The sequence below is a fragment of the Streptococcus gwangjuensis genome (assembly GCF_028156745.1).
In the GTDB taxonomy this organism is placed as follows: domain Bacteria; phylum Bacillota; class Bacilli; order Lactobacillales; family Streptococcaceae; genus Streptococcus; species Streptococcus gwangjuense_A.
Genome location: NZ_JAODJG010000039.1, coordinates 20,927 through 45,042 on the forward strand (window position 1 = coordinate 20,927; position 24,116 = coordinate 45,042).

General features: G+C 41.5%; 29 protein-coding genes. 3 read left to right on the forward strand and 26 right to left on the reverse strand.

Annotated elements, in window-relative coordinates:
• Positions 1-111: 111 nt before the first annotated feature.
• The 20 genes from N5909_RS08260 to N5909_RS08355 form a co-directional block, all read right to left on the reverse strand.
• Entirely contained in the window at positions 112-507 is a 396-nt protein-coding gene (locus tag N5909_RS08260) for a helix-hairpin-helix domain-containing protein (protein ID WP_000038635.1), read from the reverse strand.
• A 95-nt stretch (positions 508-602) separates the two neighbouring features.
• Complete coding sequence (locus N5909_RS08265; RefSeq protein WP_000119706.1) at positions 603-857, reverse strand: DUF1912 family protein; 255 nt, start codon at positions 855-857, stop codon at positions 603-605.
• A gap of 9 nt (positions 858-866) precedes the next feature.
• Positions 867-2,201: a DUF438 domain-containing protein gene (locus N5909_RS08270; RefSeq protein ID WP_033681350.1), complete on the reverse strand. Its 1,335-nt coding sequence runs from the start codon at positions 2,199-2,201 to the stop codon at positions 867-869.
• The gene (locus tag N5909_RS08275; protein ID WP_000368734.1) at positions 2,201-2,434 is read right to left on the reverse strand and encodes a DUF1858 domain-containing protein; all 234 of its coding nucleotides are present in this window, start codon (positions 2,432-2,434) and stop codon (positions 2,201-2,203) included. The genes N5909_RS08270 and N5909_RS08275 overlap by 1 nt, the downstream gene beginning before the upstream one ends.
• A gap of 265 nt (positions 2,435-2,699) precedes the next feature.
• On the reverse strand, positions 2,700-2,882 hold the full coding sequence (locus tag N5909_RS08280; RefSeq protein WP_033681348.1) for a hypothetical protein: 183 nt from the start codon (positions 2,880-2,882) through the stop codon (positions 2,700-2,702).
• A 216-nt stretch (positions 2,883-3,098) separates the two neighbouring features.
• Positions 3,099-3,449, reverse strand: coding sequence for a 30S ribosome-binding factor RbfA (rbfA, locus tag N5909_RS08285; RefSeq protein WP_001273601.1), 351 nt, complete (start codon positions 3,447-3,449; stop codon positions 3,099-3,101).
• Between the two features lie 252 nt (positions 3,450-3,701).
• A complete protein-coding gene (infB, locus tag N5909_RS08290; RefSeq protein ID WP_271631117.1) occupies positions 3,702-6,491 on the reverse strand; it encodes a translation initiation factor IF-2 in 2,790 nt (929 codons plus the stop codon).
• Positions 6,492-6,507: 16 nt separating this feature from the next.
• The gene (locus N5909_RS08295) at positions 6,508-6,807 is read right to left on the reverse strand and encodes a YlxQ-related RNA-binding protein (protein ID WP_001041390.1); all 300 of its coding nucleotides are present in this window, start codon (positions 6,805-6,807) and stop codon (positions 6,508-6,510) included.
• On the reverse strand, positions 6,800-7,093 hold the full coding sequence (gene rnpM, locus N5909_RS08300) for an RNase P modulator RnpM (protein WP_000857557.1): 294 nt from the start codon (positions 7,091-7,093) through the stop codon (positions 6,800-6,802). The genes N5909_RS08295 and rnpM overlap by 8 nt, the downstream gene beginning before the upstream one ends.
• 21 nt (positions 7,094-7,114) lie before the next feature.
• A complete protein-coding gene (gene nusA, locus N5909_RS08305) occupies positions 7,115-8,251 on the reverse strand; it encodes a transcription termination factor NusA (RefSeq protein WP_033681345.1) in 1,137 nt (378 codons plus the stop codon).
• 43 nt (positions 8,252-8,294) lie between these two features.
• Entirely contained in the window at positions 8,295-8,774 is a 480-nt protein-coding gene (gene rimP / locus N5909_RS08310; protein WP_049515952.1) for a ribosome maturation factor RimP, read from the reverse strand.
• Between the two features lie 128 nt (positions 8,775-8,902).
• Complete coding sequence (locus tag N5909_RS08315) at positions 8,903-10,072, reverse strand: glycoside hydrolase family 3 protein (protein WP_271631118.1); 1,170 nt, start codon at positions 10,070-10,072, stop codon at positions 8,903-8,905.
• Between the two features lie 170 nt (positions 10,073-10,242).
• Entirely contained in the window at positions 10,243-10,878 is a 636-nt protein-coding gene (gene trmB, locus N5909_RS08320) for a tRNA (guanosine(46)-N7)-methyltransferase TrmB (RefSeq protein ID WP_001266095.1), read from the reverse strand.
• Positions 10,875-11,669 (reverse strand): cell cycle regulator CcrZ, encoded by a 795-nt coding sequence (gene ccrZ, locus N5909_RS08325; protein ID WP_000362999.1) that lies wholly within the window; start codon positions 11,667-11,669, stop codon positions 10,875-10,877. The genes trmB and ccrZ overlap by 4 nt, the downstream gene beginning before the upstream one ends.
• 160 nt (positions 11,670-11,829) lie before the next feature.
• Complete coding sequence (locus N5909_RS08330; protein WP_271631119.1) at positions 11,830-12,441, reverse strand: CPBP family intramembrane glutamic endopeptidase; 612 nt, start codon at positions 12,439-12,441, stop codon at positions 11,830-11,832.
• Between the two features lie 30 nt (positions 12,442-12,471).
• Complete coding sequence (gene blpZ, locus N5909_RS08335; protein ID WP_000276515.1) at positions 12,472-12,720, reverse strand: immunity protein BlpZ; 249 nt, start codon at positions 12,718-12,720, stop codon at positions 12,472-12,474.
• Between the two features lie 57 nt (positions 12,721-12,777).
• Positions 12,778-13,182, reverse strand: coding sequence for an immunity protein (locus N5909_RS08340; RefSeq protein WP_271631120.1), 405 nt, complete (start codon positions 13,180-13,182; stop codon positions 12,778-12,780).
• Between the two features lie 372 nt (positions 13,183-13,554).
• Positions 13,555-13,803, reverse strand: coding sequence for a hypothetical protein (locus tag N5909_RS08345; RefSeq protein WP_271631121.1), 249 nt, complete (start codon positions 13,801-13,803; stop codon positions 13,555-13,557).
• A gap of 177 nt (positions 13,804-13,980) precedes the next feature.
• Positions 13,981-15,330: a sensor histidine kinase gene (locus tag N5909_RS08350; protein WP_271631122.1), complete on the reverse strand. Its 1,350-nt coding sequence runs from the start codon at positions 15,328-15,330 to the stop codon at positions 13,981-13,983.
• A gap of 13 nt (positions 15,331-15,343) precedes the next feature.
• The gene (locus N5909_RS08355) at positions 15,344-16,081 is read right to left on the reverse strand and encodes a response regulator transcription factor (RefSeq protein ID WP_271631123.1); all 738 of its coding nucleotides are present in this window, start codon (positions 16,079-16,081) and stop codon (positions 15,344-15,346) included.
• A gap of 295 nt (positions 16,082-16,376) precedes the next feature.
• On the opposite strand from N5909_RS08355, the gene N5909_RS08360 reads away from it, so the two are divergent.
• Positions 16,377-16,706, forward strand: coding sequence for a hypothetical protein (locus tag N5909_RS08360; RefSeq protein ID WP_004261043.1), 330 nt, complete (start codon positions 16,377-16,379; stop codon positions 16,704-16,706).
• Positions 16,707-16,767: 61 nt separating this feature from the next.
• Here N5909_RS08360 and N5909_RS08365 read toward each other — a convergent pair whose 3' ends face one another.
• Positions 16,768-17,817: an ABC transporter permease gene (locus tag N5909_RS08365; RefSeq protein WP_271631124.1), complete on the reverse strand. Its 1,050-nt coding sequence runs from the start codon at positions 17,815-17,817 to the stop codon at positions 16,768-16,770.
• Positions 17,814-18,545 (reverse strand): ABC transporter ATP-binding protein, encoded by a 732-nt coding sequence (locus N5909_RS08370; protein WP_271631125.1) that lies wholly within the window; start codon positions 18,543-18,545, stop codon positions 17,814-17,816. Before N5909_RS08370 ends, N5909_RS08365 begins: the two co-directional genes overlap by 4 nt.
• Positions 18,546-18,612: 67 nt before the next feature.
• On the opposite strand from N5909_RS08370, the gene N5909_RS08375 reads away from it, so the two are divergent.
• A complete protein-coding gene (locus tag N5909_RS08375; protein WP_271631126.1) occupies positions 18,613-19,023 on the forward strand; it encodes an HIT family protein in 411 nt (136 codons plus the stop codon).
• Between the two features lie 9 nt (positions 19,024-19,032).
• The gene (locus N5909_RS08380) at positions 19,033-19,320 is read left to right on the forward strand and encodes a hypothetical protein (protein WP_120770564.1); all 288 of its coding nucleotides are present in this window, start codon (positions 19,033-19,035) and stop codon (positions 19,318-19,320) included.
• Positions 19,321-19,345: 25 nt separating this feature from the next.
• On the opposite strand, the gene dnaJ is transcribed toward N5909_RS08380, so the two are convergent.
• From dnaJ to grpE, 4 genes are all read right to left on the reverse strand, one after another.
• Entirely contained in the window at positions 19,346-20,482 is a 1,137-nt protein-coding gene (gene dnaJ / locus N5909_RS08385; RefSeq protein ID WP_001066308.1) for a molecular chaperone DnaJ, read from the reverse strand.
• Between the two features lie 198 nt (positions 20,483-20,680).
• Positions 20,681-21,313 carry a DJ-1/PfpI family protein gene (locus tag N5909_RS08390; protein WP_049551961.1) on the reverse strand — a complete coding sequence of 211 codons (633 nt, stop codon included), beginning with the start codon at positions 21,311-21,313 and terminating at the stop codon, positions 20,681-20,683.
• Positions 21,314-21,504: 191 nt separating this feature from the next.
• The gene (dnaK, locus tag N5909_RS08395; protein ID WP_271631127.1) at positions 21,505-23,328 is read right to left on the reverse strand and encodes a molecular chaperone DnaK; all 1,824 of its coding nucleotides are present in this window, start codon (positions 23,326-23,328) and stop codon (positions 21,505-21,507) included.
• Between the two features lie 251 nt (positions 23,329-23,579).
• Positions 23,580-24,104, reverse strand: coding sequence for a nucleotide exchange factor GrpE (grpE, locus tag N5909_RS08400; RefSeq protein ID WP_271631128.1), 525 nt, complete (start codon positions 24,102-24,104; stop codon positions 23,580-23,582).
• Positions 24,105-24,116 lie beyond the last annotated feature (12 nt).

Sequence of the window (24,116 nt, forward strand, 5' to 3'; positions counted from 1 at the left end):
ACATTTGTGGACTTCTCAGCACCGCCACTTTCTGTAAAATGTGGGATTCAAAACACCTCTGATGGCTTTATTGTAGCAAGTTTTTCTTGGAATTGCAAGGAACAAGAAAGATTACTTGAACTTAATGCCGTTTTCTTTCAATTTCTTGATGGTAGCTGGGCCGATTCCTTTCAAAGCAAGGAGTTCTTTTTCAGTCCAGTTTTTGAAATCTGACGCAGACTTGATTCCTTCATCATAGAAAGTTTTGGCACGATCAAGTGGAAGTCCACCCAAGTTTGCTGCAAAATCTTCCACAGAATTGGCTACTTTTTGAGCTTGCTCTTTAGTAGCTTCTACTGCTTGCTCAACTTTTTTAGAAACAGCCTTACCAGCTTGGCTTGCTGACTGTTCTGCACGTTTCACGACTTTTTTTGTCTCTTCTACAACCTTCGTCACAGTACTTGAAAAAGCACCTGCACGACGGAGGCTATTTCGTAATTGTTTTTTACGATTGAGTTTCTTTGACATGATAAAATCCTTTCAATAAAAAACCCCTGCTCTGACAAGGATTTAATATAAATATTCTATCAAGATTTTAGTAAAAAATCAAGAATCTATCTCGTTTAATAATTTCGCTCACCGAATAAGCCATCTGGCAAATCATGGAATCCCTTGCCTGCCTTGAAGTTTTCAAACTTACCAAGCAAGAACTGATAAGCATCCAAGCGGCTTTCGTAGCGAATCATGGCATCTTTGGCACGCTCGTCTTGGTCTTCTTCGTAGACTTTTTGGCTTTCCTTGTGCGCCATGTCATTGATCATGATTTGGGTATTGACCCAAGCTTCAAATTCCTTCATAAATTCTTGTTCGTAACTCATTTTTTCTCCTTATTCTAATCCACGGAAATAGTCCGTATCAATCTCACGGTAGGGTTGAATATCCTGAACATACTCCAGCACCCCTTGGAATTCTCTCTCTTCATCGTGCACTGCTGCGTAGGTGATATGGACAAATTTACCTCGCGACTCAGACTTGAACCACATTTCATACTTATCCTTAGTACCCTCACGAAGTCCCTTCATGATAGTTTTGACCTTGTCCAAGTACTTAGGCGGATGGCAAAGTTCAACATTGCGCCCAACTTGTGAAGGGGTCCGTTTGAAAATCATCTCATCAGCTGGCGTATTGTCATTGTAATACTGGAAAATATCGTCTTTATTGACAAAAGTAATCTCCATAGGGAGGTGATTGAGGATGAGATTAGCCTGCTCGACCGAGAGATAGCCATTGCCAAAAGCCTGTTGACTATGGCGGTCCAACACTGCTTCCTTTTCCTTAGGGGTAAAGGTAATGGTAAACTGTCCTTCTGGCGTATCTATGACTTGTTGAACTTGACCTTCTGCCATATCTAGCTGAATAGGCTCCTCTGCAATCTTTTCCTCGACAAAACTCTGGCGTTCTGGAACCCATTTCTCTGACGGACGGATGATGGCATAACCATAGGCATCGCTCTCCTCCGCAATCTGAAGCCAATTATCCTGAGTAAAGGATTCAAGGAGAATCATGAGAAGGATGGACTCTTCCTTGAAAATCATACTTTCAAACTCTGTCGCAAAGGCTTCAAAAGCTTCTTTTACAGTGGAAATCGGCACTTCAGGTAGTGACTTGGCTGTCGCTAAAGCTGTTTGAAAGAGTTCCCTAATCTGGTCATCCACTCCCCACATAACTTTAGGAGGTGAGTCGTGTCCATAGCGCTCCATGATAGGAAAGAAGAGTTCTTCCTTACGCTGGTAGTGGATATCAAATTGCCCCAAAAGTCCCATCTGACGCACCAAACCCTTACGCATCTCCGCAAGCATTTCTTCATCTTCCATAGACTCATAGGTATCTAACAATCTACGAATGCGAATTAAAGCTGCACGGAGAGCCAGATTTTCTTCTTTGAAAATCCGAACTGGGTGGCCTGGATGCTCAGTATCCTCTACTTCGACACCTTTGATAGCATTTTTAAAAAGATTGGCATGGACATCACAGAGTTCCATGACATCTTCAAAGGTGACACCTGAGTCTGAGTTCATCAGCTCGTGCTCCATGAGGGAAATCTCGATGGCTGAAACACCTGTAAAGGTAGCATCAAAACGCTCCTGAACCGACTCAGGAGAGGCGCCATTATGCAATTCTAACAAAATATCCCGCAGGACATGAATTCGTTCATCTGCCATTAGTCTAATCCAATCACTTCGTAGCCGTTTGCTTCCAGCGTACGGACAATCTTGTCCATAGGAGTTCCTTCAAGCTTAGAACCCTGCTTAAGCGATACTTTACGCCCAATAGTGTTGCGCATTAAGGGATTGGCAAGGGGTTTAAAACCCAGTTCCACTAGGATTTCCAAGACTTCCGGATGCTTGTCCACCACTTCTGCAACAGGAATTGACACATCGATGATATTGTCCATGACGACCTCCACTGAATATTCTAAAATGATTTTACTGCTTATATTATACCATAAGGGAAGAGATTAAAAAACTAGCAGTGGAGTTCCTGCTAGTTCTCTGCGACTTGGATGACCATCTAAATAAGTTTAAAGAGCCAATCCAATATTTTAAATAATAGCTTGTAAAACAGCAATTGTACTGCAAAAGAGATGATCATCCACAAGAATTTCACAATTCCAATAATCGGTTTGATAAAAAGAATGGCAAGAAGTCCCCAGAAAAATTTCATTTTCTATCCTCTGGCTTGATGAGCCACCGAGCCGTATCCATTAACTTGTCTGCAATAAAGAGTTTCCCCAGACCGACAACGGCATTGTCATCTTTCTTTATCGTTTTCATGACTTTTACACCTTGCATGGTCAAAAAGTAATTCCCGTAAGTTTTAGCTAGAGTTTTTATGAGTCCCATCTTATCTTCCCTCGTTTAACTACAGTCTCAAAATATTAACGATACCAGTCTTGCTGGCTATTACTGAAAAATCGTTTTATCTCACTCATTTCATTTCCTATAATATCATACAAGCTGAATTTTATAAAGCTTTTTAATAATTTTTAAGTCTAGAAAGATTTCCCAGTATGTTTTGTAGCCATTTCTCCCACCAAAAAAGAGGGTTACCCCTCTTCTTTAGTTTTTATCCAGATTGCGTAGCATCTCGTCAATCTTGTTCCCATACTCGATGGATTCGTCTTTGACGAAAGTTAAATCTGGGATTTTGTACAATTTCAAATTGCGACCAAGTTCACGTTTGATGGTACCAGTTGCTTTTTCAAGCCCGATTTGGGCTTTTTGGTTATCCGAAGCAAGGTTACTCAAAATGGTGTAGTAAACCTTGGCAACAGACAAGTCACCCAACATCTGAACATCTGTGATGGTCACACCTTGGACACGCGGATCACGGACTTTCTTTTGCAAAATCTCATTGACTTCACGCTTGATTTCCATGCCCACACGATCCGTACGGAAATGATTTGCCATGATATTCCTTTCTCTACTTTGAACCAAAAGCTAGGCCAGCAGACCTAGCTATTTTTAAACTTATTGATTTTCATTTCAAATTGAAACGAAGTTCAATTTGAAATCATCCACTTCTTTCGCTGTGGTGAAAGTGATGGAACTGATTTATCAGTCCAATCACAAGGGATTTTTGAGACCCTAGGCTCAAAAATAAGCAATGAAACCATCGGTTTGCTTGCGTCCCTCACCACCTAAGAAAGGAGCAAAAAAATCTTATCTCTTGATTTCTTCCATGACATAGGCCTCAATCACATCATCAGTCTTGATATCATTGTAGCCGTCAATCATCAATCCACCTTCACGGCCATTTGTAACTTCTTTGACGTCGTCTTTGTAGTGTTTCAAGCTTGCAAGTTCACCATCATAGATAACGACACCGTCACGGATAACACGAACTTTAGAGTCACGGGTAACCTTACCGTTGATAACCATGAATCCACCGATAGTTCCCACTTTAGACACCTTGAAGGTTTCACGAATAACTGCTTCACCGATAACTTTTTCTTCGAATTCTGGATCAAGCATCCCTTTCATGGCTTCTTCCATCTCTTCGATAACCTTGTAGATAATGCTGTGGAGACGGATTTCCACATCGTCAGCTTCAGCTTGTTGACGAGCTTGTGGTGTAGGGCGTACGTTGAAACCAACGATAAAGGCATTTGAAGCTTCGGCAAGAGTCACGTCTGATTCGTTGATGGCACCGACTGCTGAGTGAACGATGGTAACTTTAACACCTTCTACATCGATTTTTTGAAGTGAGGCAGAAAGGGCTTCAACAGAACCTTGTACGTCGGCCTTGATGATAACGTTGACAGACTTGAGTTCACCAGCTTTAAGGGTATCAAAGAGGTTTTCAAGGCTGACACGTTGGGTAGCTTGACGTTGTTTCATAAGGGCACGTTTGGCACGTTCTTCACCAGCTGCACGCGCAGATTTTTCATCTTCGTAAACAGCAAAGTGGTCACCCGCCATCGGCGCTTCATTCAAACCTGTGATAGAAACTGGTGTTGATGGGCCTGCAACCTTAACACGACGACCAAGATCATTGGTCATAGCACGAACACGACCGAAGGTATTTCCGACAACGATTGGGTCTTGAACATTCAAGGTACCTTGTTGAACAAGAAGGGTTGCGACCGCTCCTTTTCCTTTATCCAAGCGCGCTTCTATAACTGTACCGATAGCACGAACTGTTGGGTCTGCCTTGAGTTCTTGGATTTCAGCCACAAGAAGGACTGTTTCCAATAATTCTTCGATGTTTTGGTTAAATTTAGCCGAGATTTCAACAAATTCAGAATCTCCACCCCAAGCGGTTGACATAACTCCATGCTCTGCCAATTCACCGATAACACGTTCTGGGTTGGCACCTGGTTTATCAATCTTGTTAATAGCTACGATGATTGGAACGTTGGCTGCTTTTGAGTGGTTGATGGCTTCGATTGTCTGAGGCATAACCCCGTCATCTGCCGCTACGACCAAGATAGTAATATCGGTAACAGAAGCACCACGCGCACGCATTGATGTAAAGGCCGCGTGTCCTGGTGTATCAAGGAAGGTAATCTTCTTGCCATTTTCAACGATTTGGTAGGCACCGATATGTTGAGTGATACCACCTGCTTCACCTGTCGCAACACGAGAGTTACGAAGGGTATCTAGGAGTGTTGTTTTACCGTGGTCAACGTGTCCCATGATAGTTACAACTGGTGGACGCTCAACCAATTCATCTTCATTAAGATAACCATCTTCAACAAAGAAACGCTCGATGTCGGCATTATCCACTTCAACCTTTTGTTTGGCTTCGATACCATAATCCACCATGAGGAGTTCAATTGTTTCCCCATCCAAAGATTGGTTTTGTGTGGCCATGACACCCATCATGAAAAGTTTCTTAACGATTTCAGCTGGTTCACGTTTGATACGTTTTGCGATTTCCGCAACGGTCATACCATCAGTATATTCAAATTCTGTTGGCAATTCATGGAATTTACGTTCTGTAACAGGTTTTGGAGTCTGATTACGGTTGTTCTTGTTATTGCCTTTTTTGTTCTTCTTATTGTTATTCCAGTTACTATTTCTTTGATTTCTCACTTGATTTTGACTACTTCGATTCTTTTGTTGTTTTCTAGGACCATCTTCTTCGTGATCATAATCATCACGTTCTTTGTCTGGTCGGGCTTGCTTCTTACGACGTGTATCCACTGCAGCTTCTTTTTTCACAGGAGCTGGTTCAACCACTGCTTGAACTTGTTGCGCTTGTTCAGCTAACTTAGCAGCTTCTTCAAAGATTTCCTCTGGCTCTTTGCGTTTGTTAGCTTGGGCTAAGGCTTCTTTGGCAGCCTGAGTCTGCTTGAAACGTTCCTCACTTGAACGGGCATATTCTGCATTTTGCTCTGCTTTTAGGGCTGCTGCACGGGCTTTAAAGTCAATACGTGGAGCCACTTGATTTGGACGTTTGTCCTCTTGTTGACGGCGCTCATTTCCACGATTTTGCTGACCTTGCTGTTTCTTAGCTTGGTCATTAAAGCGACGATTGTCGCGATTGCCTTGACCTTGTTTTCCACCATTACGTCCGTCATTTTTCTGACGGTTTCCGTTTTGTTGTTGGTCACGGTTATTGCCCTTATTTTGCTTGCGTCGTTCTGCCTGCTCTTTGGCACGGGCTTCACGTTCAGCCTTGAAATTACGGCTTTGCGGTTTAGTTGCTACTTTTTCTGTTTTAGGAGCAACTGGCTCAGCCGTTTTTGCGTCTTCCTTGGCTACAGCTGGTTTAGCTGGCTCAGATTTTTCGGCTTTCTTTTCTGTACTTGCTTTGGGTGCTGCAGGTTTTGCTTCTTCTTTCGGAGCAGCAGGCTTAAAGCTGGCAGCGATTTTTGCAGCAACAGCTTCTTCCACACTTGATGAGTGGCTTTTCACATCCAAGCCCAACTCTTTTGCACGCGCTACAACTTCTTTACTTTCTTTTCCAAGTTCTTTTGCGATTTCGTACAATCTTTTCTTAGACAAATCATGTCCTCCTCTTCTATTCCATAAGAGACCTCATTTTCTTTGTAAATCCAGCATCTGTTACAGCCAAAACCTTTCTCGATTTCCCGACTGCTATGCTTAATTCCAGTGTTGAAAACACGGTTACAATTTCTACTTGATAATAATGACTTTTATCTTGAATCTTCTTGGTTAGATTGGGTCCTGCATCATGGGCTAGAAAAACCAACTTGGCCTTGCCGTCTTGAATGGCTTTAACGACCAATTCCTCACCCGATATGATCCTGCCTGCTCGCTGAGCGAGTCCCAAGAGATTGCTTATCTTTTGCTTATTCAAGTCCTAACTCTCTTCTTTTTACTTTATGATCCACATAAGCGATCAACTCGTCATAAAAGCTTTCTTCCACTTCCATGTCAAAGCTACGGTTAAAGACCTTCTTCTTTTTAGCCTCTAGGGCTTCTGCATTGTCTAGCTTGATATAAGCGCCACGGCCATTGGCCTTGCCTGTCGGATCGATAAAGACTTGTCCTTCCTTGTTTTTGACAATGCGGAGCAAATCACGCTTATCAATCACTTCGTTAGACACAACAGATTTGCGCAAAGGGATTTTTCTCGTTTTCATCTTTCCCTCCTTTAGAAGCTTTTATTCTTCTACAGTATCGTTTTCTGATCCCAAATCTACCGAACCAGCTTCTTCCATAGCTTCAAATTCGCTAGCAGACTTGATATCGATTCGGTAACCAGTCAAGTGAGCTGCCAAGCGAACATTTTGTCCACGACGACCAATAGCAAGAGAAAGCTTGTTATCAGGAACAACCACCAAGGCACGTTTGCTGTCGTTTTCGTCAAAGATAACTTGATCAACCTCAGCAGGAGCGATAGCGTTGTAGATAAATTCAGCTGGATCTGCTACCCACTCGATAACGTCGATATTTTCTTCGATTGGTACCATACGGTCGCTCTTGGCATCGTAACGAGCTGGGTGGAATTTGCTAGTAATCTTCTTGATATTCGCACCACCACGTCCAACGATTGTACCGATAGCATCCACGTTTGGATTATGACTGCGAACTGCAACCTTGGTACGGTCACCAGCTTCACGAGCCACGCTCATGATTTCAACAGTTCCATCATAAACTTCTGGAATTTCTTGCTCCATCAAACGTTTGATCATTTCTGGATGGCTACGGCTAACAAAGACGTTGACACCACGAGGGTTGTCTTCAACCTTGTAGACATAAACTTCGATACGATCGTGGGAAGCAAAAACTTCTCCAGGGATTTGGTCTTGTTTTGACAATTGGGCTTCGATGCTGCCAAGGTTGACATAGATGAAGCGGTTGTCAAAGCGTTCTACTGTACCAGACATGATTTCTTGCTCATGTTCTTTGTAAGTATTGTAAGTGATGGCACGTGTTTGCTTGCGCATTTTTTCCATGATGGTTTGTTTGGCAGATTGAGCTGCTACACGACCAAACTCAGCAGGTGCTTCTTCAAACTTGATTTTGTCACCAAGCTCATAGGCTGAATTAATGGCAAGAGCATCTTTCAAGCTGATTTCCAAACGGCTATCAAATACTTCATCAACCACTTCACGGACAGTATAAACGGTAAAGTCACCTGTTTTTTCGTTGAAGTCAATAGCTACGCTGTCTGATTGACCATAGCGTCTGCGATAAGCGGAACGAAGCGACTCTACTACTGCGTCGATGATATCTTCTTTTTTGATTCCCTTGTCTTCTTCCAAAATGCGGAAGGCCTCTAGCATTTCTTTACTCATGTTTTCTTCACTTTTGAATCCTCAAAAGCTATCCTTTCTTTTTCTATAATTTAACTGCTAAACGTGCTTTTGATACTAAACTGTATGGAATTTGGACGGTTTTCTTACGCGTCTTGTCCATATATTCCATGGTCAACTCGTCCTCTTCGAAGGCCACTAAGGTTCCTTCAAAGACCTTTTGCTTATCGATGGCTTGGTAGAGCCCGACATGGATGTATTTCCCAACCGCTCCAGCAACGGCATCCTTGGTTTTTAAAGGACGTTCCAAGCCTGGACTGGTAATTTCTAGGAAATATTGTTCTGGGAAGGGATCTGGCTTGATGGTGTCTAAGACAGGACTGATAATTTCTGTCAAGTCTGCCGTGTCGTTCAAGGTAATTCCTTCAGGTTTATCTACAAAAATACTGAGAATCATGTCACTGCCAATCTTTCCATACTCGATATCCACGAGTTCGAAAGGCGCTTCTATGACAGGTTCTACAACTTCTCTGACTAATTCTACGATTGTTGCGATTGCGTCCACCTCCTCATAAGCAAGAGGCGAAGATATTTCCCCGCCTCTCTTTCTCATATTCTTGCTATAAGTATAACACAAATCAAGCTAACCTGCAAGGATTTAACCCTGCAGCTTTTTGTCTGGGCTTACAAGACTTACTGCGCCGCTCCTAATAAGCCCAAGTCGTATTTCCAAGTTAAAATGCGTCTGACAGACTCATCAATACGCTCTTCTGTCAACTCTCCAGAGGAAATTTTCTTTAATAGATAAGGTATCTGGGTTTGATAGGAAGAACCTAGAATCAGATCGTCTCCAGCTACAATCACTTGGAAAGTAGCCTCGTCCTGACTGACAAAATCGGCTAATCCTGCCATATCAAAATCATCCGTCATAATGACACCTTTGAAATGCAGTTCCTTCCGAAGAAGGTCGGTGATTTTCGGTGAGATTGATGATGGTACTGTATCAATTTTAGATAAGATATTGTGAGAGACTAAGACACTATCTGCCCCAGCATCTATCCCAGCTTGAAAGGAAAGAAAATCTGCTTGTCTTAATTCATCCAGAGAACGGTTGTCTTGGATAATAGCGGTATGACTATCTCCATTATCGCCATATCCTGGAAAATGTTTCAAGGTTGACCCAACCTTACTCTTTTTAAGTTCTTCTACGACCTGCTGAACATAGCTTGCAGTTGTTTGGGCATCTTGTCCAATCGTTCGATCATAAATGAATGCTGACTGATTCCTTGCAAGATCTGCAACTGGGAAAAGGCCAGCATTGATCCCAACAGATTTTAACAGTTCTGCCTTTTGCTTCGTATCAGAAAGCACAGCCTCCATTCCCCCTTGCTGATAAAGTGCCCTAGGAGATTGAAAAGGAGTTTCTAATATCGAACTGATACGAGTCACTGTCCCTCCTTCTTCATCTGAACCAATCAACAATGGAATCTTGGCAGCAGCTTGGTAGCCCTTTGTCAAAGCCTTTATATCCTCTAAACTTCGTCCCTCAAAATCTCTGCCAAATAAGATATAACCAGACAAATGATAGGATTGAAGATCTTCTATCTGATGATTAGAAGGAACTCTGGCCCAAAATAATTGTCCCACTTTCTCTTCCAAGGTCATCGTGTCCAATCTGTCTTCGATAACCTTATTTTCCTCTCCATCACTGGTTTCAATAGTTGTTTCAGTTTTTTCTATTTGAACCTCTTTTTCCGCTTGCACCTCTATCTGTCTATGTTGTTGATAATCAGAAAAAATCAAACCAACTATCATAAGAAAAAAGAAAAGATAGAATACAAGAGGGTTTATACTATTTCTCATAACCTTTTCATTATACCACTTATCTGGCTACAAATACACACTTAGCAAAAACCACCTGTTTTGAAATCAAACTAAAAGGACCTAATTCTGTTCAGTACAGAACTAAATCCTTAGAATATATGATTCGTTTAACTTTTTGAATGCGAAACAGTTTTTGAAATCTCTTTAGATTAAAACTGAGCCTCAACTCGGTAGATAACTTGCCCCTTGTTGGAGAATTTTTGCTCGTATTCTGTCATGACATTGCCTTCAAAATCACTGGCATGTAAATCAAGCCAGACACCATTGAGCTTCATGCCATACTGAGAAAAACTCACTAGGCTGTACTCAAACAAGCCACGGTTATCCGTCTTGAAATGAATTTCTCCATTTTCAGGCAAGATACGCTTGAAGGTATCCAAGAAGGTCTTGTAAGTCAAACGACGCTTTTCATGGCGTTTTTTAGGCCATGGATCTGAAAAGTTCAAATACAAGCGATCAATCTCACCGTCTTCAAAGTAGTCAGTCAAGTCAGAACCATCTACCCACAAGAGCTTAATGTTAGGCACTCCAACTTCAAGCACCTTGTCCAAAGCGTAGCTCAAAACAGACTTTTGAATATCAATTCCGATATAGTTGATATCAGGGTTTTGCTTAGCCATACCTGAAACAAAGGCACCCTTTCCACTTCCAACTTCCACATGAATGGGATTATCATTGCCAAACAAGTCCCGCCATTTTCCCTTGGCTTCCAAGGGATTGAGGACCACATACTGGGGATTTGCCTCTAGTAATTCTGTCGCCCCTTTACGATTTCTAACTCTCATCTTCTCTTTCCATACTTGTCTCGGAAGTGACGCAAGCCATGAATCTCCCGATTGACATTTTCTAAATCTTGGTTCATATAATACTTGGAAATCTGGCTCAAATAAGACAATTGACCGTACCAATACAATTTATTTAATACCGTTTGATTGTACTTGTAACCGTAGTAGGTCAACCATTCCTTCCACTGATGTTCTGGAATATAATGGCAGAGCATGTGGGCCACATCAAACATGCGGTCGGTCAAGCGAACCGAATCCCAATCTACCAAATAAATCAAGCCACTGTCTGTCTCAATCCAATTACTATGTCGTACATCTCCATGGACAATAGTCGCATGATCCTCTCTAAATCCTGGAATAGTCTGACGTAAATCAGCCATCACTTCACTGATAAAATGATTTTTACGCAAAGCATCTGGAGCCGTTTCCTGCCAAGACTGTAGTAAATCTACAGGTGTTTCCATGGCATATCCCAACCGACTCAACTGTGTCATCAAGGGACGTGAGCGATGAAGACGGGTTAAAATATTGACGATTTGTTTACGATTCATATCATAAGGGGTCAATATTTTGCCTGTCAACCATTCTTGAGCACACATATCACGCCCATCTGCCAAACGGCGACTCCATAATAATTGTGGAGCAATTTGTTCTCTAGCTAGACCAGGTAGGATTGGAGAGGTGTTCATTTTTACAAAGATACGCTTCCCATCAGGATAGCTACCCATATAAGCCTTGCCACTTTTCCCAGGTATGGGAGTCAGTGTTAGCTCATTATCACCCAAATCCATTTCTTTCCTCCGTATAAAGTTTCCTTACTATTCTACTAGTTTTTGGCCTATTCGTCAACCGCTCCACGCCCGATTCTCAAAGAAAAGCCTCTGGGGTGGCTTGGGTATCATTATAGAAAGAAAAAGGTAAGCACCGTCTTCTACTTACCTTTCATAATTTTTATAAATAATATAAGAGTGGCCAAGCATTGTAAAACATGTGAACTAGAGTAGAAACCCATAGGTTTTGGCTCTTTTTATAAGCAAAGCCCAGTAACAAGCCCCCAAGTAGATAAAAAATAAACGAAGGGACATTAGAAGGTCCATGCATGAAAGAAAAGAGAGAGGAAGTTAGTACAAGCCCTAACCAAGAGTTGTCAAAAACCGCACCTTGAAGAAGTCCTCTAAAAATGAGTTCCTCCTGGATGGGTCCAAAAACTGAGGAAGTCAAAATCAAAGACAGAGAAATTCCTCTGCTGACTTCCGCCAAGTGTTGAACTCCTGCGCCAGAAGAAATAGCGAAGAAATGAATATAAACCAGCGTCTCAAGCACACTTAGAAGAAAGATTGTAATGAAAAGCAAAATGTCTTTCTTGCTTAACATCCCAAAAGAAATCATTTCAAACTGTCTAGCATAAGTAACACTCAGCGAGGTTACAAGAAGACTTACAATAATCAGTTCAGATTCATTTTGAAAAAAATCCCCGTGGTTAATCGTATAAGGAACTGTAATGACGATTAGTAGTACTAAAAATCCAAAACAAAAGGCATGAAATTTATCAAACAACTTCATCAAATTATCCTCCTCACCAAACAGACTTCCCTACAAGTCATCCTTGAGCTCTAATCTTTCCAAAACAAACCATTTTAGCAACCAAAATCCGACCACATAGCCAGCCCCTAAGAAGATAGCCATTAAAGATAACATGGGATTTAGGAAATAAAAGACCACCACAGATACAAAGGTTAGCACAAAAACATTAAAAGCAATGGTGTCAGAAGCCAAGACCAGAATATAAGGTGTCAACCAGTCTAAGGTTTTGGAATCTAGGAAAAATAAGTGTTTATACATGATGACCTCCTCTTGTCAGACTATAGACTAGCCGCAGATTAAGAAGAAAGTTCTTCCCTACTTTTTATAATACTTCAAGCCCCAAATGAGTAGAAGCATGATGATCAAGCAGAGAATGGCACCAATGTAGGCAATTAATTGTTGATAGAATTCTCCTGCTGTGATACCTCTATACAAACAAATAATAGACATAAAACCTGTCAAACCAATGAACATAAGTTGATTGGTTCTAGGACTAACCAAATCATCATCTTCAAACTCTCTTATCCTCATTTCCCTAGTGAGGTAAACAGTGATCAAAATAGAAGCCAAGTTAATAACCACTAAAAGAAATTGGAAAACCAAGGAAAAACTTAAAAACTGACGAGATAGAAATAGATAAGTAGAGACAAGTAAGGGCAACTGACCTAGGAACAATCTCGCAAGGAAGATGTTCCGTTTTTTAGCAAGAAAAGTTTTCATTTCTTTGCTCCTTTCTTTTTAGTTAAAGCAAAATAGATCACAACCGCAATCATATAGGCTATGGTATAAAATAGATGATACCAAATACTCTCCCTAAGCGGATAAAGAAGGATAGACATAATCAGATACAGAACGAAAATGATCAGTATTTTTTTCTTCATAAGATTTCCTCCTAAATGTACGCTTTATCTTAGTTTAGCTACAACCTTTACACTGCTAGTATAGCACTCATTTTATCCTTGGAACACTCAAATCATAAATGGTCATCAAAACATCTTGAATTGTAAAAAATTTAAAAAGCAAGCATGAAAAACATACTTGCCCTATGGAAACTTAACAATGTGAAAATACAAAATAGAAAACTATTCAGCCTTACTTCCGTCTGTTCTGATAGATTCTCATGATCGCAACCAGGATACAAGCTGTCCCACCTGCCAAAGCGATAAGGGTAATGATAATGTTGAGGATTTCAGGCGTACTCCCTATTCTGTTGATAAGACGGAGTAGGGATATAACTGTCAACTGAATCAGGAGTATTGATTCTACTCTTACCAATGAAGTCAGTTGGTTTTCAACTGTATATAAAAAGGCTGGTAACATAACACAGGCTATAGCAATCACAAACAGGTTACTCCCTGTTTCTTCTCCCTTGTTCACCACGGAAATCATGAGAAGATTCGATGCTATGATCAACGTAGAACAGATGATAAAAAAGGATTTCTTATTCATATAGGGTACCTCATATACCATGGCATTTTAATTGATGACTACAGACAGTACTTCTGCTTCACAAACCTTCTAATTATCAACCGACATCGAGTGAACCGTTAAAACTTGACGAAAGACTTGATCTTGACAGGTGGTATTTAGACTGGTATTAGGATGGTTTTCCACAATTTTCATGACGGTATAGAGACCAACTCCTCTCTCCTCCCCTTTAGAACTTGCTCCAAAGGAGAAGATTTCAGAAATATCGATTCCCTCTTCTTTGATGGAGTTTTCAATGATAAAGGTCTCCTGTGCTCCATTTTTTAAAAAGGCGATTGAAACGTGAGGTTGACTGGCCTCTACACTGGCTTCAATAGCATTGTCACAAAGGATAGACACAATGGTTAGAAAATCAAGTAGGCTCATCCCCTCAACCTGAATCTCCTCAGGAACTTCGACATTAAAGACTATGTTCTTATCTCTCGCTTTTAGAAATTTCCCTGCTAGAAGACTTTTGAGGGCACGGTCTCGAACATTCACCAATCTGCCCAGGTCATATTTATTGTCCTGCAATTTTTCACTAGAATCCTTTAAGACCGAGTCATAGACCTCTTTTATCTGCTCCATATCCTCCTCTTCAATACCCAGACGTAAGCTGGTTAAGAGGTTAGTGTAGTCATGGCGAAAGCTCCGGACTTCCTTGTAAAGTTCCTCTATATGCCGACTATAGCGTTCCATATCTCTGTAGCGCAAGACCTGCTCTTGGTCCAGTCTCTCATGAAGTTTGTCCTTCAAATAGGTATCTAGCTTCTTGACAATCCCCATAAAAAAGAGTAGGTAAAACACTAGAATAAAATGGCGAACAGTCTTTGATTGGATAACTTGTTCATATTCAAAGAAAGACAAAGTTTCCATGACTAGAAAGTAAGCCCCCATTATCCAGTTAATCGTAGTCAGGGATTTTTGAAAATCTTTATCTATACTCTCCCTTCTCAAGCTAGTGAAATCATAGTCCAACCATTTCAAAAAGACTAATACTATGGAGCAAACGAATATCATAATCAACAAAAAGACAGGATTTCCATCTCCATCTACAATCCCTTTCCCAAAAAACGGAAACACAAAATAGGAGACACTTCTGTAAAAGATATCCATCAATACAATTGGAAAGAGACCATAAAAGAAAAGGAGTCTTTTAGAAAGCCCTCTTAACAATAAGAAAGACAAGCTGAGGCCGAACAAGGGTTCTATAAAGTATGACAGATAGTCAGTCAAGACTAAATAATTAAAAGTTGTAACAATTGCTGCTAGAAGAAATTTCAGAAGAAAGGCCTTAAAAATTCTCTCAAAAGTTAGACCAATTCCATCTACCTTAAAGAACATGATAATTTCTAGCCCAATAATAACTAGTGTATACAATATAATCCAAATATTATACATAAGCTCTCCTAACTCAATGTAAGTTATTGATAGCTTCAGACACTTCCCTGACCTTATAACGCGCGATCAGACAGCTCCCACCATTGGGAAAGAAAAGGAGTTTTTCTTTCTTATCCAAACGAACTACATTGGCAGGATTGATGAGAAAAGAGCGGTGGCACTGCAAGAGACGGGGCTCCTGCTTGAAAACCTCCTCTAAACTCGCTGTAAATTCCAGCCTGTCTGTCTTAGTATAGAGAATAACACGATGGGCTCTGGGCGACGTTTCGAGATAGTAAATCTCTTTAAAAGGATACTGGAATTGGGCAAATTTTGATTTAAAGTAAAAGCAATCTTCCGCCAGACTCTTACTGTCTTGACTATTGGCATAGAGGAGGGCTGTCTCGATCCGAGATTCAAACTCCTCTGCCGACAAGGCCTTATCAATGTAGTCCAAAGCAGACACTTGGTAGCGAAAGGACAGGGGCATAAACTCCGAGTGAGTTGTCACAAAAACAATCAGGGCATAAGGATCCCGATCCCGAATCTTTCTAGCCACTTCCAGACCCTTCATCTCCTCGTTTCGAATCTCAATATCCAAAAAGAATAGCTGATGCGCCCCCTTCTCATGCACCTCTGCCAGCAGTTGGTCTGGCTTGCCAAAGACCGCAAAAGAGCTAGGAGCGATATGATGTTCTTTCAAGAGTTTCTCAATCGTCGTTTCAATCCTAGTCTGTTGGGAAAAGTCATCCTCTAAAACAAATATTCTCATCTTCTTACTCTCCTTGTTTCAATTTCTTCCTAAAAAGAGAATAGCAAAAATACTATGATACAAGCCTACCAAATCCTAAACAGGCCTTTAACGCTCCTGAAGGGTATCTTATTCCTCAAATAAGCATGATAATCTTACAACTATTTTATCATAAAATTTTAACAGTACCATTCAGGAAATTTCAAGGACAATTAAAGATTTGAAGGCGAAAAAAGCTCTAAAAATGATAAACTGACAGTATCAAAACACAGTTGCTAGAAACAAGACTAGCACCCAGATGAAAGGAGGAATTCTCATGACAGATACAGACCCTATCAAAAGAGCTCAGACTTTGATTACTGACTTAAACAAAGCCTATCAAGCATGCAAACAGGCAACCGCTGACGACGTCCGCTTTCAGGAGCAATTAAACTCTATTCTTGGTTTTTTAGCCAAGGCTGAGACAGTGGATAATCGAGTCTTGATTGAACTGGAAAAATTTTACCAGACTTCCAGTCTTCTCATGGGACTCAGCGCTCTCGATCCAGATGCTCCTACTCGTGCCGCTTGGCGGGCCTATGACCGCTTCCACTTTGACCAAGTCAAGACCAAGTTGAGCCTCTACGGACCAACCATTATCTTGTAGTAACTAAAAAGAAGCTGAGACAAACTGAACTCAACTTCTTTTTTAGTGTCATATAAGCATCTTAGTCCTGCATCTGACGTTTTACCTGATAAGGCAAATACAAGACTAGTAAAACCAAACCAGCACCCAGCAAGGCTAGAAGGGCTAGTTTTTCTTGGAATGTCACAAGGCCGACGACTAATTCCACTACTAAGACCAAACTGGTCAATCCTCGTACTACCGCCTGCAAGCCTTTTTCCTTTTGTCCCTTATCTAGTGGAAAAAGTTGGGTCAAATACTGGTAGTCAAAGGCATGATAGAGGGCCAGCAACTGGAAGAGCAAGAGGTAGTTAAAGAGAACTACCACTGCTGTCGCAATCCAAGCTTGCTCGATAAAGACCTGCGCCAGTATGGACAGCAAGAGCAGACGGAGACTGAGGGCAAAGAGGTCTCCATTTCGCAGATAAGAACGCAGATAGAGATTTTGCCAAATCTTCCCAGGCACCTTCTGAACAGCCTTTAGGATAAAGTCCAGATAGGCACGACGCTTGACGCTGTTTGAAATTCCCTTGACCTGGGTAAAGAGGGCAAAGAAACGAAGCAAGACTTGCTTGCGCTTGCTTTCTTGAGAAATAACATAGTCCCAGTCCAGTCCAGTTTCAATGAAAAATTTGCTGGCCTTTTGACGAAAGAGGAAATATTTTCCTACCCCCAATAAAAGCACATAGACCAGAAAAACAGGCAAACCATAACCCATTGCCAAAAATAAGGGCGCAAATAACAGCAAGAAAAGGGTCTGGATAAAGAGCCAAAAGACTAGGGAAATGCCCGTTTGACGCTTGAGGTGGAGCTTGATTTCCTCTTCTCCAACCAAGAGAAAGAGCTTGTCTGGAGCCTCCATATAAGTGGCAATTCCACCCCAAAGCAAAAGTAAAACAGAGGTAATTCCTACAAACAAAAGAATAGGCCAATGATTTTCAGGAAAATGTTGTAAGAGTTGACTGTACTGGTAGGCTAGAAAGCCCAGCAGAACAAGCAGGAACAAGACAAAGTGGTCATTGAGAACATAGCGCAGATAACCAAGACACTCCTTACGAAAAGCCTGCTTTCTCTTTAAAAACAAGCCTTTCATAGCTCCTCCTCTTTGGTCAGAGCCAAGTAAATATCATTCAAACTAGCCTCAGGCATATCAAAGGCTTCGCGCAGTTGCAGGAGATTTCCCTTGGCACGCACCTCACCCTTGTGGAGAATGACAAAGGCATCACACATCTTCTCCGCCGAATCCAGCACGTGAGTACTCATGAGAATAGACTTACCCTTTTGCTTTTCCACTTCCAAAAGCTGAATCAAGTCTGCAATAGCCAGAGGATCAAGACCAAGGAAAGGCTCATCCACGATAAAGAGACTCGGATCCGCCACAAAAGCACAGATAATCATGACCTTTTGCTTCATCCCTTTTGAAAAATGAACAGGGAACCAGTCCAATTTCTGGTCCAGACGGAACATTTTTAATAAAGGTTCTACTCGCTCAAAAGCTACCTTTTGCTCAATACTATAAGCCATAGCAACCGTTTCGATATGCTCTCTAAGGGTCAATTCCTCATACAGGCTAGGCGTCTCAGGAATGTAGCCAATCTGCTTGCGGTAGCTCGTTGCATCTTCTTGCAGGGTCAGACCATTGATATTGATAGAACCGCTATAAGGTGTCAACAGACCGATAATTTCATTAATTGTCGTTGATTTCCCAGCGCCATTGAGACCAATCAAACCAACTAACTGCCCACTTTCAACAGTAAAGGACACATCTTTCAAGACAGGGACATGGACATAGCCACCTGTCAGATTTTTAATTTCTAACATATTTTCTCCAAATCTGGTATAATGTAGCTATATTATATCAAAATTCAATACAGTAGAGGTAGATTTTATGTCAGATTGCATTTTTTGTAAAATCATCGCAGGGGAAATTCCTGCTTCAAAAGTATATGAAGATGAGCAGGTTCTTGCCTTTCTTGATATCTCTCAAGTGACACCAGGACACACCTTGGTCGTGCCAAAAGAACACTATCGCAATCTTTTGGAAATGGACCCTTCTAGCGCCAGCCAACTCTTTGCCCAAGTGCCAAAAGTGGCTCAAAAAGTCATGAAAGCTACTAAGGCTGCTGGTATGAATATCATTGCTAACTGTGAAGAAATCGCAGGGCAAACCGTCTTTCATACCCACGTTCACCTCGTGCCTCGCTACAGTGCAGACGATGACCTCAAGATTGATTTTATCGCCCACGAACCAGACTTTGACAAACTTGCTCAAGTCGCTGAAACTATCAAAAACGCCTAAGGAGTTGCCATGAAATTATCCAACCTACTGCTATTTGCAGGAGCTGCAGCCGGAAGTTATCTGGTCACAAAAAATCGCCAAACCATCACAGATGAAGTTTTGAATACCACTGACCGCGTTCAAGCTATCAAGGATGATGTGGATATTATCCAAAATAGCCTGCAAATCATCGACCAACAAAAAGAACTCATCAAGGAATACCAAGAAGACCTCACTTACAAGTTTAAGGTCTTGGAAAAAGATATCCAGACTAGACTAGCTGTGATAAAAGAAATACAGGAAACTGAAGATAAGTAAAAAGAGCCCGATGGCTCTTTTTACTTTATTCTCCTTCAAAGGCATCTTTAATATGGTCAAAAAAGCCTTTTTTCTTTGGATTGACTTTTAAATCACCCGCAGCTGCGAATTCTTTCAAGGCTGCTTTTTGGCGGTCGTTCAAGCCTGTCGGTGTTACGACATTAACAGTAACGTATTGGTCCCCAACTGCACCGCCACGAAGGCTCGGAGCTCCCTTGCCACGTAGACGGAATTTCTTACCAGTCTGAGTTCCCTCTGGGATAACCAATTCAACATCACCGTGAACAGTTGGGATATCTACTGTATCACCAAGAGCTGCTTGGACAAAGTTGAGGTTGAGATTGTAGAAGATAGTGGTTCCTTCACGTTCAAACTTGTCACTGGCTTCCACAGAAACCACTACATACAAGTCACCATAAGGTCCACCGTTAAAGCCTGCTTCACCTTGGCCTGCTAGGCGAATTTGTTGACCGGTTTCCACACCAGCAGGGATTTTTACATGTACACTATGGGCTTGTTTTTCATGACCTGTTCCGTGACAAGTTGTACATGGATCTTTGATTTCTTTTCCGCGACCATGACAGACATCACAGGTTACTTGGCGACGCATCATACCAAGAGGAGTTTGTGTATCAACGTTAATGACACCAGCTCCATGACAGCGTCCACAAGTGACTGGACTTGTTCCTGGCTTAGCACCAGAACCATTACATGTACTACAGCTTGCTTCACGATTGTATTTAACTTCTTTTTCAGCTCCAAAAATAGCTTCTTCAAAGGTCAAGTTCACACGATACTGGAGGTCATCCCCTTGACGAGGAGCGTTTGGATTGCGCGAAGCACCACCACCGCCAAAGAAACTTGAGAAGATATCTTCAAAACCACCGAAGCCTCCTGCCCCATCGAAACCGCCGAAACCACCAGCTCCACCAAAACCACCGTTGGCTCCAGCAGCACCGTATTGGTCATAGGCAGCACGTTTTTGGTCGTCACTCAAAGTCTCATAAGCTTCCTGAACTTCCTTATACTTTTCCTCAGCACCAGGCTCCTTGTTGATATCTGGGTGATATTTTTTCGAAAGCTTACGATAAGCCTTTTTGATCTCGTCTGCCGAAGCGTTTTTTGACACCCCCAGACGATCATAAAATTCAGTATTGTTCATACAAGATACCAAGACCGTAAAATTCGACTGAAAAATAGGAAATCTGACGCTGGAGCGATGCTCCTAGGCAGATTTATCATTTTTCCGAGAATTTAGGTCGGGTTCAATTCCTTTCTTTTATATTTAGTAAGAAATTCTGGAACCCGTGTTCAATTCCCTGAACACCCTTGTTCCTTTCTATAATTTTCATGTAAATCTTTAGAGGCTGTTTTCTATACTCTGCTTTACTTGATTAAACTCTTCATCTGATAGAGTAAATATCAAATCCTCTTCAGCATACTCGTTCTGTTCTTTAAAATAGTTGTCCGTATTTTCTGCCAACCCTAAACCGAAAATCACTTTTCTTGCAAACTCTTGATGTGCAAAACCAATAGCCGTAATGATTTGTTTATCTTGGACAAGAACTTTCGGTTGGAAATTCTCACGTGGAAGAAATTCAAAATAGTCAAAGAAGTTTTGCCAAATCCCACCTGTAAATTTCGTATCGTTCAATAATCCTGCTTTCGCCAATAAAAGGGGCGCTGAAGAAATGGCTGCAATTAGGATATCTTGCTCATCAAGACTTCTCAAAAATGAGATCAATTTCTCATCTTGTAGAGCAGGACCTATATTTACCATTCCTGGCAAAATCACACAAGAATAATCTTCTATACAGATCTGATCCAATGTTTTCGTCGGTTGACAGGGCAAACCATCCTCAGAGACCACCATCGAATTCTCAGAAGTTACATAATCAATCGTGATATCAAAAGACAGAGCTAAAGTACTCGTTAAAGTGCTTATCTCATAAAGAGAAAAATTAGGATAAATGATACAAAGTACTTTTTTCATACGCAACATCCTCTATTTTATCGAAAAACAGAGGCTGGGTTGCAACCTCTGGATTTCTTCCTATCATTTAGTTGTTAAGCTGAATTGAGCACGCCCTAACCTCTTGGTGAAAAAGACAAATCTTCCTAGAAACTAAAGTTTCTGCGTCAGATTTCCTATTTTCACTGTGAGGTTTTAACGGGCTTTGCATCTTACTTTTCAGTAAACTCTCCGTCTACGACGTCATCGCCTGCGTTTCCTGTTGCTTGTGCTCCTTCTGCTCCTGCTTGAGCTTGTTGGGCTGCTGCGGCTTGTTCGTAGAGTTTCACAGCAAGTCCTTGAGCTTTTTCGTTCAACGCTTCAAGTTTTGCTTTCATGTCGTCCAAGTTGTTGTCTTCTTGAGCTTTTTTAAGGTCATCAAGGGCAGCTTGGGCAGCGTCACGTTCTGCGTCAAAGCCTTTTCCTTCAGTTTCCTTGATTGTCTTTTCAGTCGCAAAGATTGCTTGGTCTACTTCGTTACGAAGGTCTACTTCTTCTTTACGTTTCTTATCTGCTTCAGCGTTTGCTTCTGCATCTTTCATCATGCGGTCGATTTCTTCATCAGTCAAACCTGAGTTCGATTGGATCACAATAGTTTGTTCTTTTTGAGTTCCAAGGTCTTTGGCCTTAACAGACACGATACCGTTCTTGTCGATGTCAAATGTTACTTCGATTTGAGGAATTCCACGAGGTGCAGCTGGGATATCAGTCAATTGGAAACGTCCAAGAGTCTTGTTATCTGCTGCCATTGGGCGTTCACCTTGAAGAACGTGGATATCAACGGCTGGTTGGTTGTCTGCTGCAGTTGAGAAGACTTGTGATTTAGATGTTGGAATAGTAGTATTGCGGTCGATGAGTTTTGTGAAGACACCACCCATTGTTTCGATACCAAGTGACAATGGTGTTACATCAAGAAGGACAACGTCTTTAACATCACCAGTAATGACACCACCTTGGATAGCAGCACCCATAGCAACTACTTCGTCAGGGTTGACTGATTTGTTTGGTTCTTTACCAGTTTCAGCCTTAACAGCTTCTACAACGGCTGGGATACGAGTTGAACCACCAACAAGGATAACTTCGTCGATTTCTGACAAACTCAAACCTGCATCTGAAAGAGCTTGACGAACTGGAACTTTTGTACGTTCTACAAGGTCACGAGTCAAATCGTCAAATTTAGCACGAGTCAAAGTCATTTCCAAGTGAAGAGGTCCAGCCTCACCAGCAGTGATAAATGGCAAGCTGATTTGTGTTGAAGTTACACCAGAAAGGTCTTTCTTAGCTTTTTCAGCCGCATCTTTCAAACGTTGAACAGCCATCTTGTCAGTAGACAAGTCAATACCGTTTTCTTTCTTGAATTCTGCTACCAAGTGGTCAATAATTTTTTGGTCAAAGTCATCACCACCAAGTTTGTTGTCCCCTGCAGTTGACAATACGTCAAAGACACCGTCACCCAATTCAAGGATAGAGACGTCGAATGTACCACCACCAAGGTCAAATACCAAGATTTTTTCTTCTTTGTCAGTCTTGTCCAAACCGTAAGCAAGAGCGGCTGCAGTTGGTTCGTTGACGATACGTTCTACTTCAAGACCAGCGATTTTACCAGCGTCTTTAGTTGCCTGACGTTGAGCATCGTTAAAGTAAGCAGGAACTGTGATAACTGCTTTGGTTACTTTTTCACCAAGATATTCTTCTGCATAACCTTTCAAATATTGAAGAATCATAGCTGAGATTTCTTGTGGAGTGTATTCTTTTCCGTTAGCAGAAACTTTTTCAGAAGTTCCCATCTTAGATTTGATAGAGATAACTGTATCTGGATTTGTTACTGCTTGGCGTTTTGCAGCATCACCGACGATGATTTCGCCGTTTTTGAATGAGACTACAGATGGAGTTGTACGGTTCCCTTCTGGGTTTGCGATGATTTTTGATTCAGTTCCTTCAAGAACTGCTACTGCTGAGTTTGTTGTACCTAAGTCAATACCGATAATTTTAGACATGTGTTTTTCTCCTTGTTAGTTAATTTTCTTTTTTTTATATTTCCCTTAAGTGGTGGGGACGTGAGCAACTCCCTTCGGGATTTCATCACTTATTTTTGAGCCTATTGTCTCAAAAATCCCCTGTTTCAGTAGCAAAAGCTACTGAAACTTTCACCACGGCGGGAAATATCTTCCTTGCAAGCCTCCGGCTTGCCTCTTATCTTTCTTCATAGTTTATTGTCGTTTCGGACAAGTTTTTTAAGCTATCTAGCCTAGTTATAAACAACCACCATTGCTGGGCGCAGGATGCGGTCATGGAGTTTGTAGCCTTTTTGGAAGACTTGGGCGATGGTATCTGCTGGGTGTTCATCGTCTGCTGGGAGAGTTTGGATGGCCATATGATAGTTATGGTCAAATTCACCGTCAGCTACGATTTCTTCGATCCCTTCTTCTTTCAAAGCGTGAATCAAGCTTTCTTGCACCATTTCCAAGCCCTTCTTCACATCATCTGTCAAACCTTCAACTGCAAGTGCACGCTCAAGGTTGTCCAAAGAAGGGAGAATCGCTTTGGCTAAATCCTGGCTACGATAACGTTGCAAGTTTTGACGCTCTTCATTGGCACGTCGTTGGATATTTTGCATTTCTGCATGAGCGCGAAGGTATTTGTTTTCGAACTCATCTGCACGTTCATTTGCCAAGTCCAACTCAGACTTCTCAGGAGTCGTTTCTTCAGTTGTTTCCACAACTTCCTCTTCTTGAACTTCTTCTACTTCTTCATTTTTTATATCTTGGGCCATTTTCGCCTCCTT

Excerpts from the sequence above, each read along its gene's own strand:
- N5909_RS08260 (WP_000038635.1), bottom strand. The coding sequence starts at position 507 with ATGTCAAAGAAACTCAATCGTAAAAAACAATTACGAAATAGCCTCCGT.
- N5909_RS08265 (WP_000119706.1), bottom strand. The coding sequence starts at position 857 with ATGAGTTACGAACAAGAATTTATGAAGGAATTTGAAGCTTGGGTCAAT.
- N5909_RS08270 (WP_033681350.1), bottom strand. The coding sequence starts at position 2,201 with ATGGCAGATGAACGAATTCATGTCCTGCGGGATATTTTGTTAGAATTG.
- N5909_RS08275 (WP_000368734.1), bottom strand. The coding sequence starts at position 2,434 with ATGGACAATATCATCGATGTGTCAATTCCTGTTGCAGAAGTGGTGGAC.
- N5909_RS08280 (WP_033681348.1), bottom strand. The coding sequence starts at position 2,882 with ATGGGACTCATAAAAACTCTAGCTAAAACTTACGGGAATTACTTTTTG.
- rbfA (WP_001273601.1), bottom strand. The coding sequence starts at position 3,449 with ATGGCAAATCATTTCCGTACGGATCGTGTGGGCATGGAAATCAAGCGT.
- rnpM (WP_000857557.1), bottom strand. The coding sequence starts at position 7,093 with ATGAAAACGAGAAAAATCCCTTTGCGCAAATCTGTTGTGTCTAACGAA.
- nusA (WP_033681345.1), bottom strand. The coding sequence starts at position 8,251 with ATGAGTAAAGAAATGCTAGAGGCCTTCCGCATTTTGGAAGAAGACAAG.
- N5909_RS08315 (WP_271631118.1), bottom strand. The coding sequence starts at position 10,072 with ATGAGAAATAGTATAAACCCTCTTGTATTCTATCTTTTCTTTTTTCTT.
- trmB (WP_001266095.1), bottom strand. The coding sequence starts at position 10,878 with ATGAGAGTTAGAAATCGTAAAGGGGCGACAGAATTACTAGAGGCAAAT.
- ccrZ (WP_000362999.1), bottom strand. The coding sequence starts at position 11,669 with ATGGATTTGGGTGATAATGAGCTAACACTGACTCCCATACCTGGGAAA.
- N5909_RS08330 (WP_271631119.1), bottom strand. The coding sequence starts at position 12,441 with ATGAAGTTGTTTGATAAATTTCATGCCTTTTGTTTTGGATTTTTAGTA.
- blpZ (WP_000276515.1), bottom strand. The coding sequence starts at position 12,720 with ATGTATAAACACTTATTTTTCCTAGATTCCAAAACCTTAGACTGGTTG.
- N5909_RS08340 (WP_271631120.1), bottom strand. The coding sequence starts at position 13,182 with ATGAAAACTTTTCTTGCTAAAAAACGGAACATCTTCCTTGCGAGATTG.
- N5909_RS08350 (WP_271631122.1), bottom strand. The coding sequence starts at position 15,330 with ATGTATAATATTTGGATTATATTGTATACACTAGTTATTATTGGGCTA.
- N5909_RS08355 (WP_271631123.1), bottom strand. The coding sequence starts at position 16,081 with ATGAGAATATTTGTTTTAGAGGATGACTTTTCCCAACAGACTAGGATT.
- N5909_RS08360 (WP_004261043.1), top strand. The coding sequence starts at position 16,377 with ATGACAGATACAGACCCTATCAAAAGAGCTCAGACTTTGATTACTGAC.
- N5909_RS08365 (WP_271631124.1), bottom strand. The coding sequence starts at position 17,817 with ATGAAAGGCTTGTTTTTAAAGAGAAAGCAGGCTTTTCGTAAGGAGTGT.
- N5909_RS08370 (WP_271631125.1), bottom strand. The coding sequence starts at position 18,545 with ATGTTAGAAATTAAAAATCTGACAGGTGGCTATGTCCATGTCCCTGTC.
- N5909_RS08375 (WP_271631126.1), top strand. The coding sequence starts at position 18,613 with ATGTCAGATTGCATTTTTTGTAAAATCATCGCAGGGGAAATTCCTGCT.
- N5909_RS08380 (WP_120770564.1), top strand. The coding sequence starts at position 19,033 with ATGAAATTATCCAACCTACTGCTATTTGCAGGAGCTGCAGCCGGAAGT.
- dnaJ (WP_001066308.1), bottom strand. The coding sequence starts at position 20,482 with ATGAACAATACTGAATTTTATGATCGTCTGGGGGTGTCAAAAAACGCT.
- N5909_RS08390 (WP_049551961.1), bottom strand. The coding sequence starts at position 21,313 with ATGAAAAAAGTACTTTGTATCATTTATCCTAATTTTTCTCTTTATGAG.
- dnaK (WP_271631127.1), bottom strand. The coding sequence starts at position 23,328 with ATGTCTAAAATTATCGGTATTGACTTAGGTACAACAAACTCAGCAGTA.
- grpE (WP_271631128.1), bottom strand. The coding sequence starts at position 24,104 with ATGGCCCAAGATATAAAAAATGAAGAAGTAGAAGAAGTTCAAGAAGAG.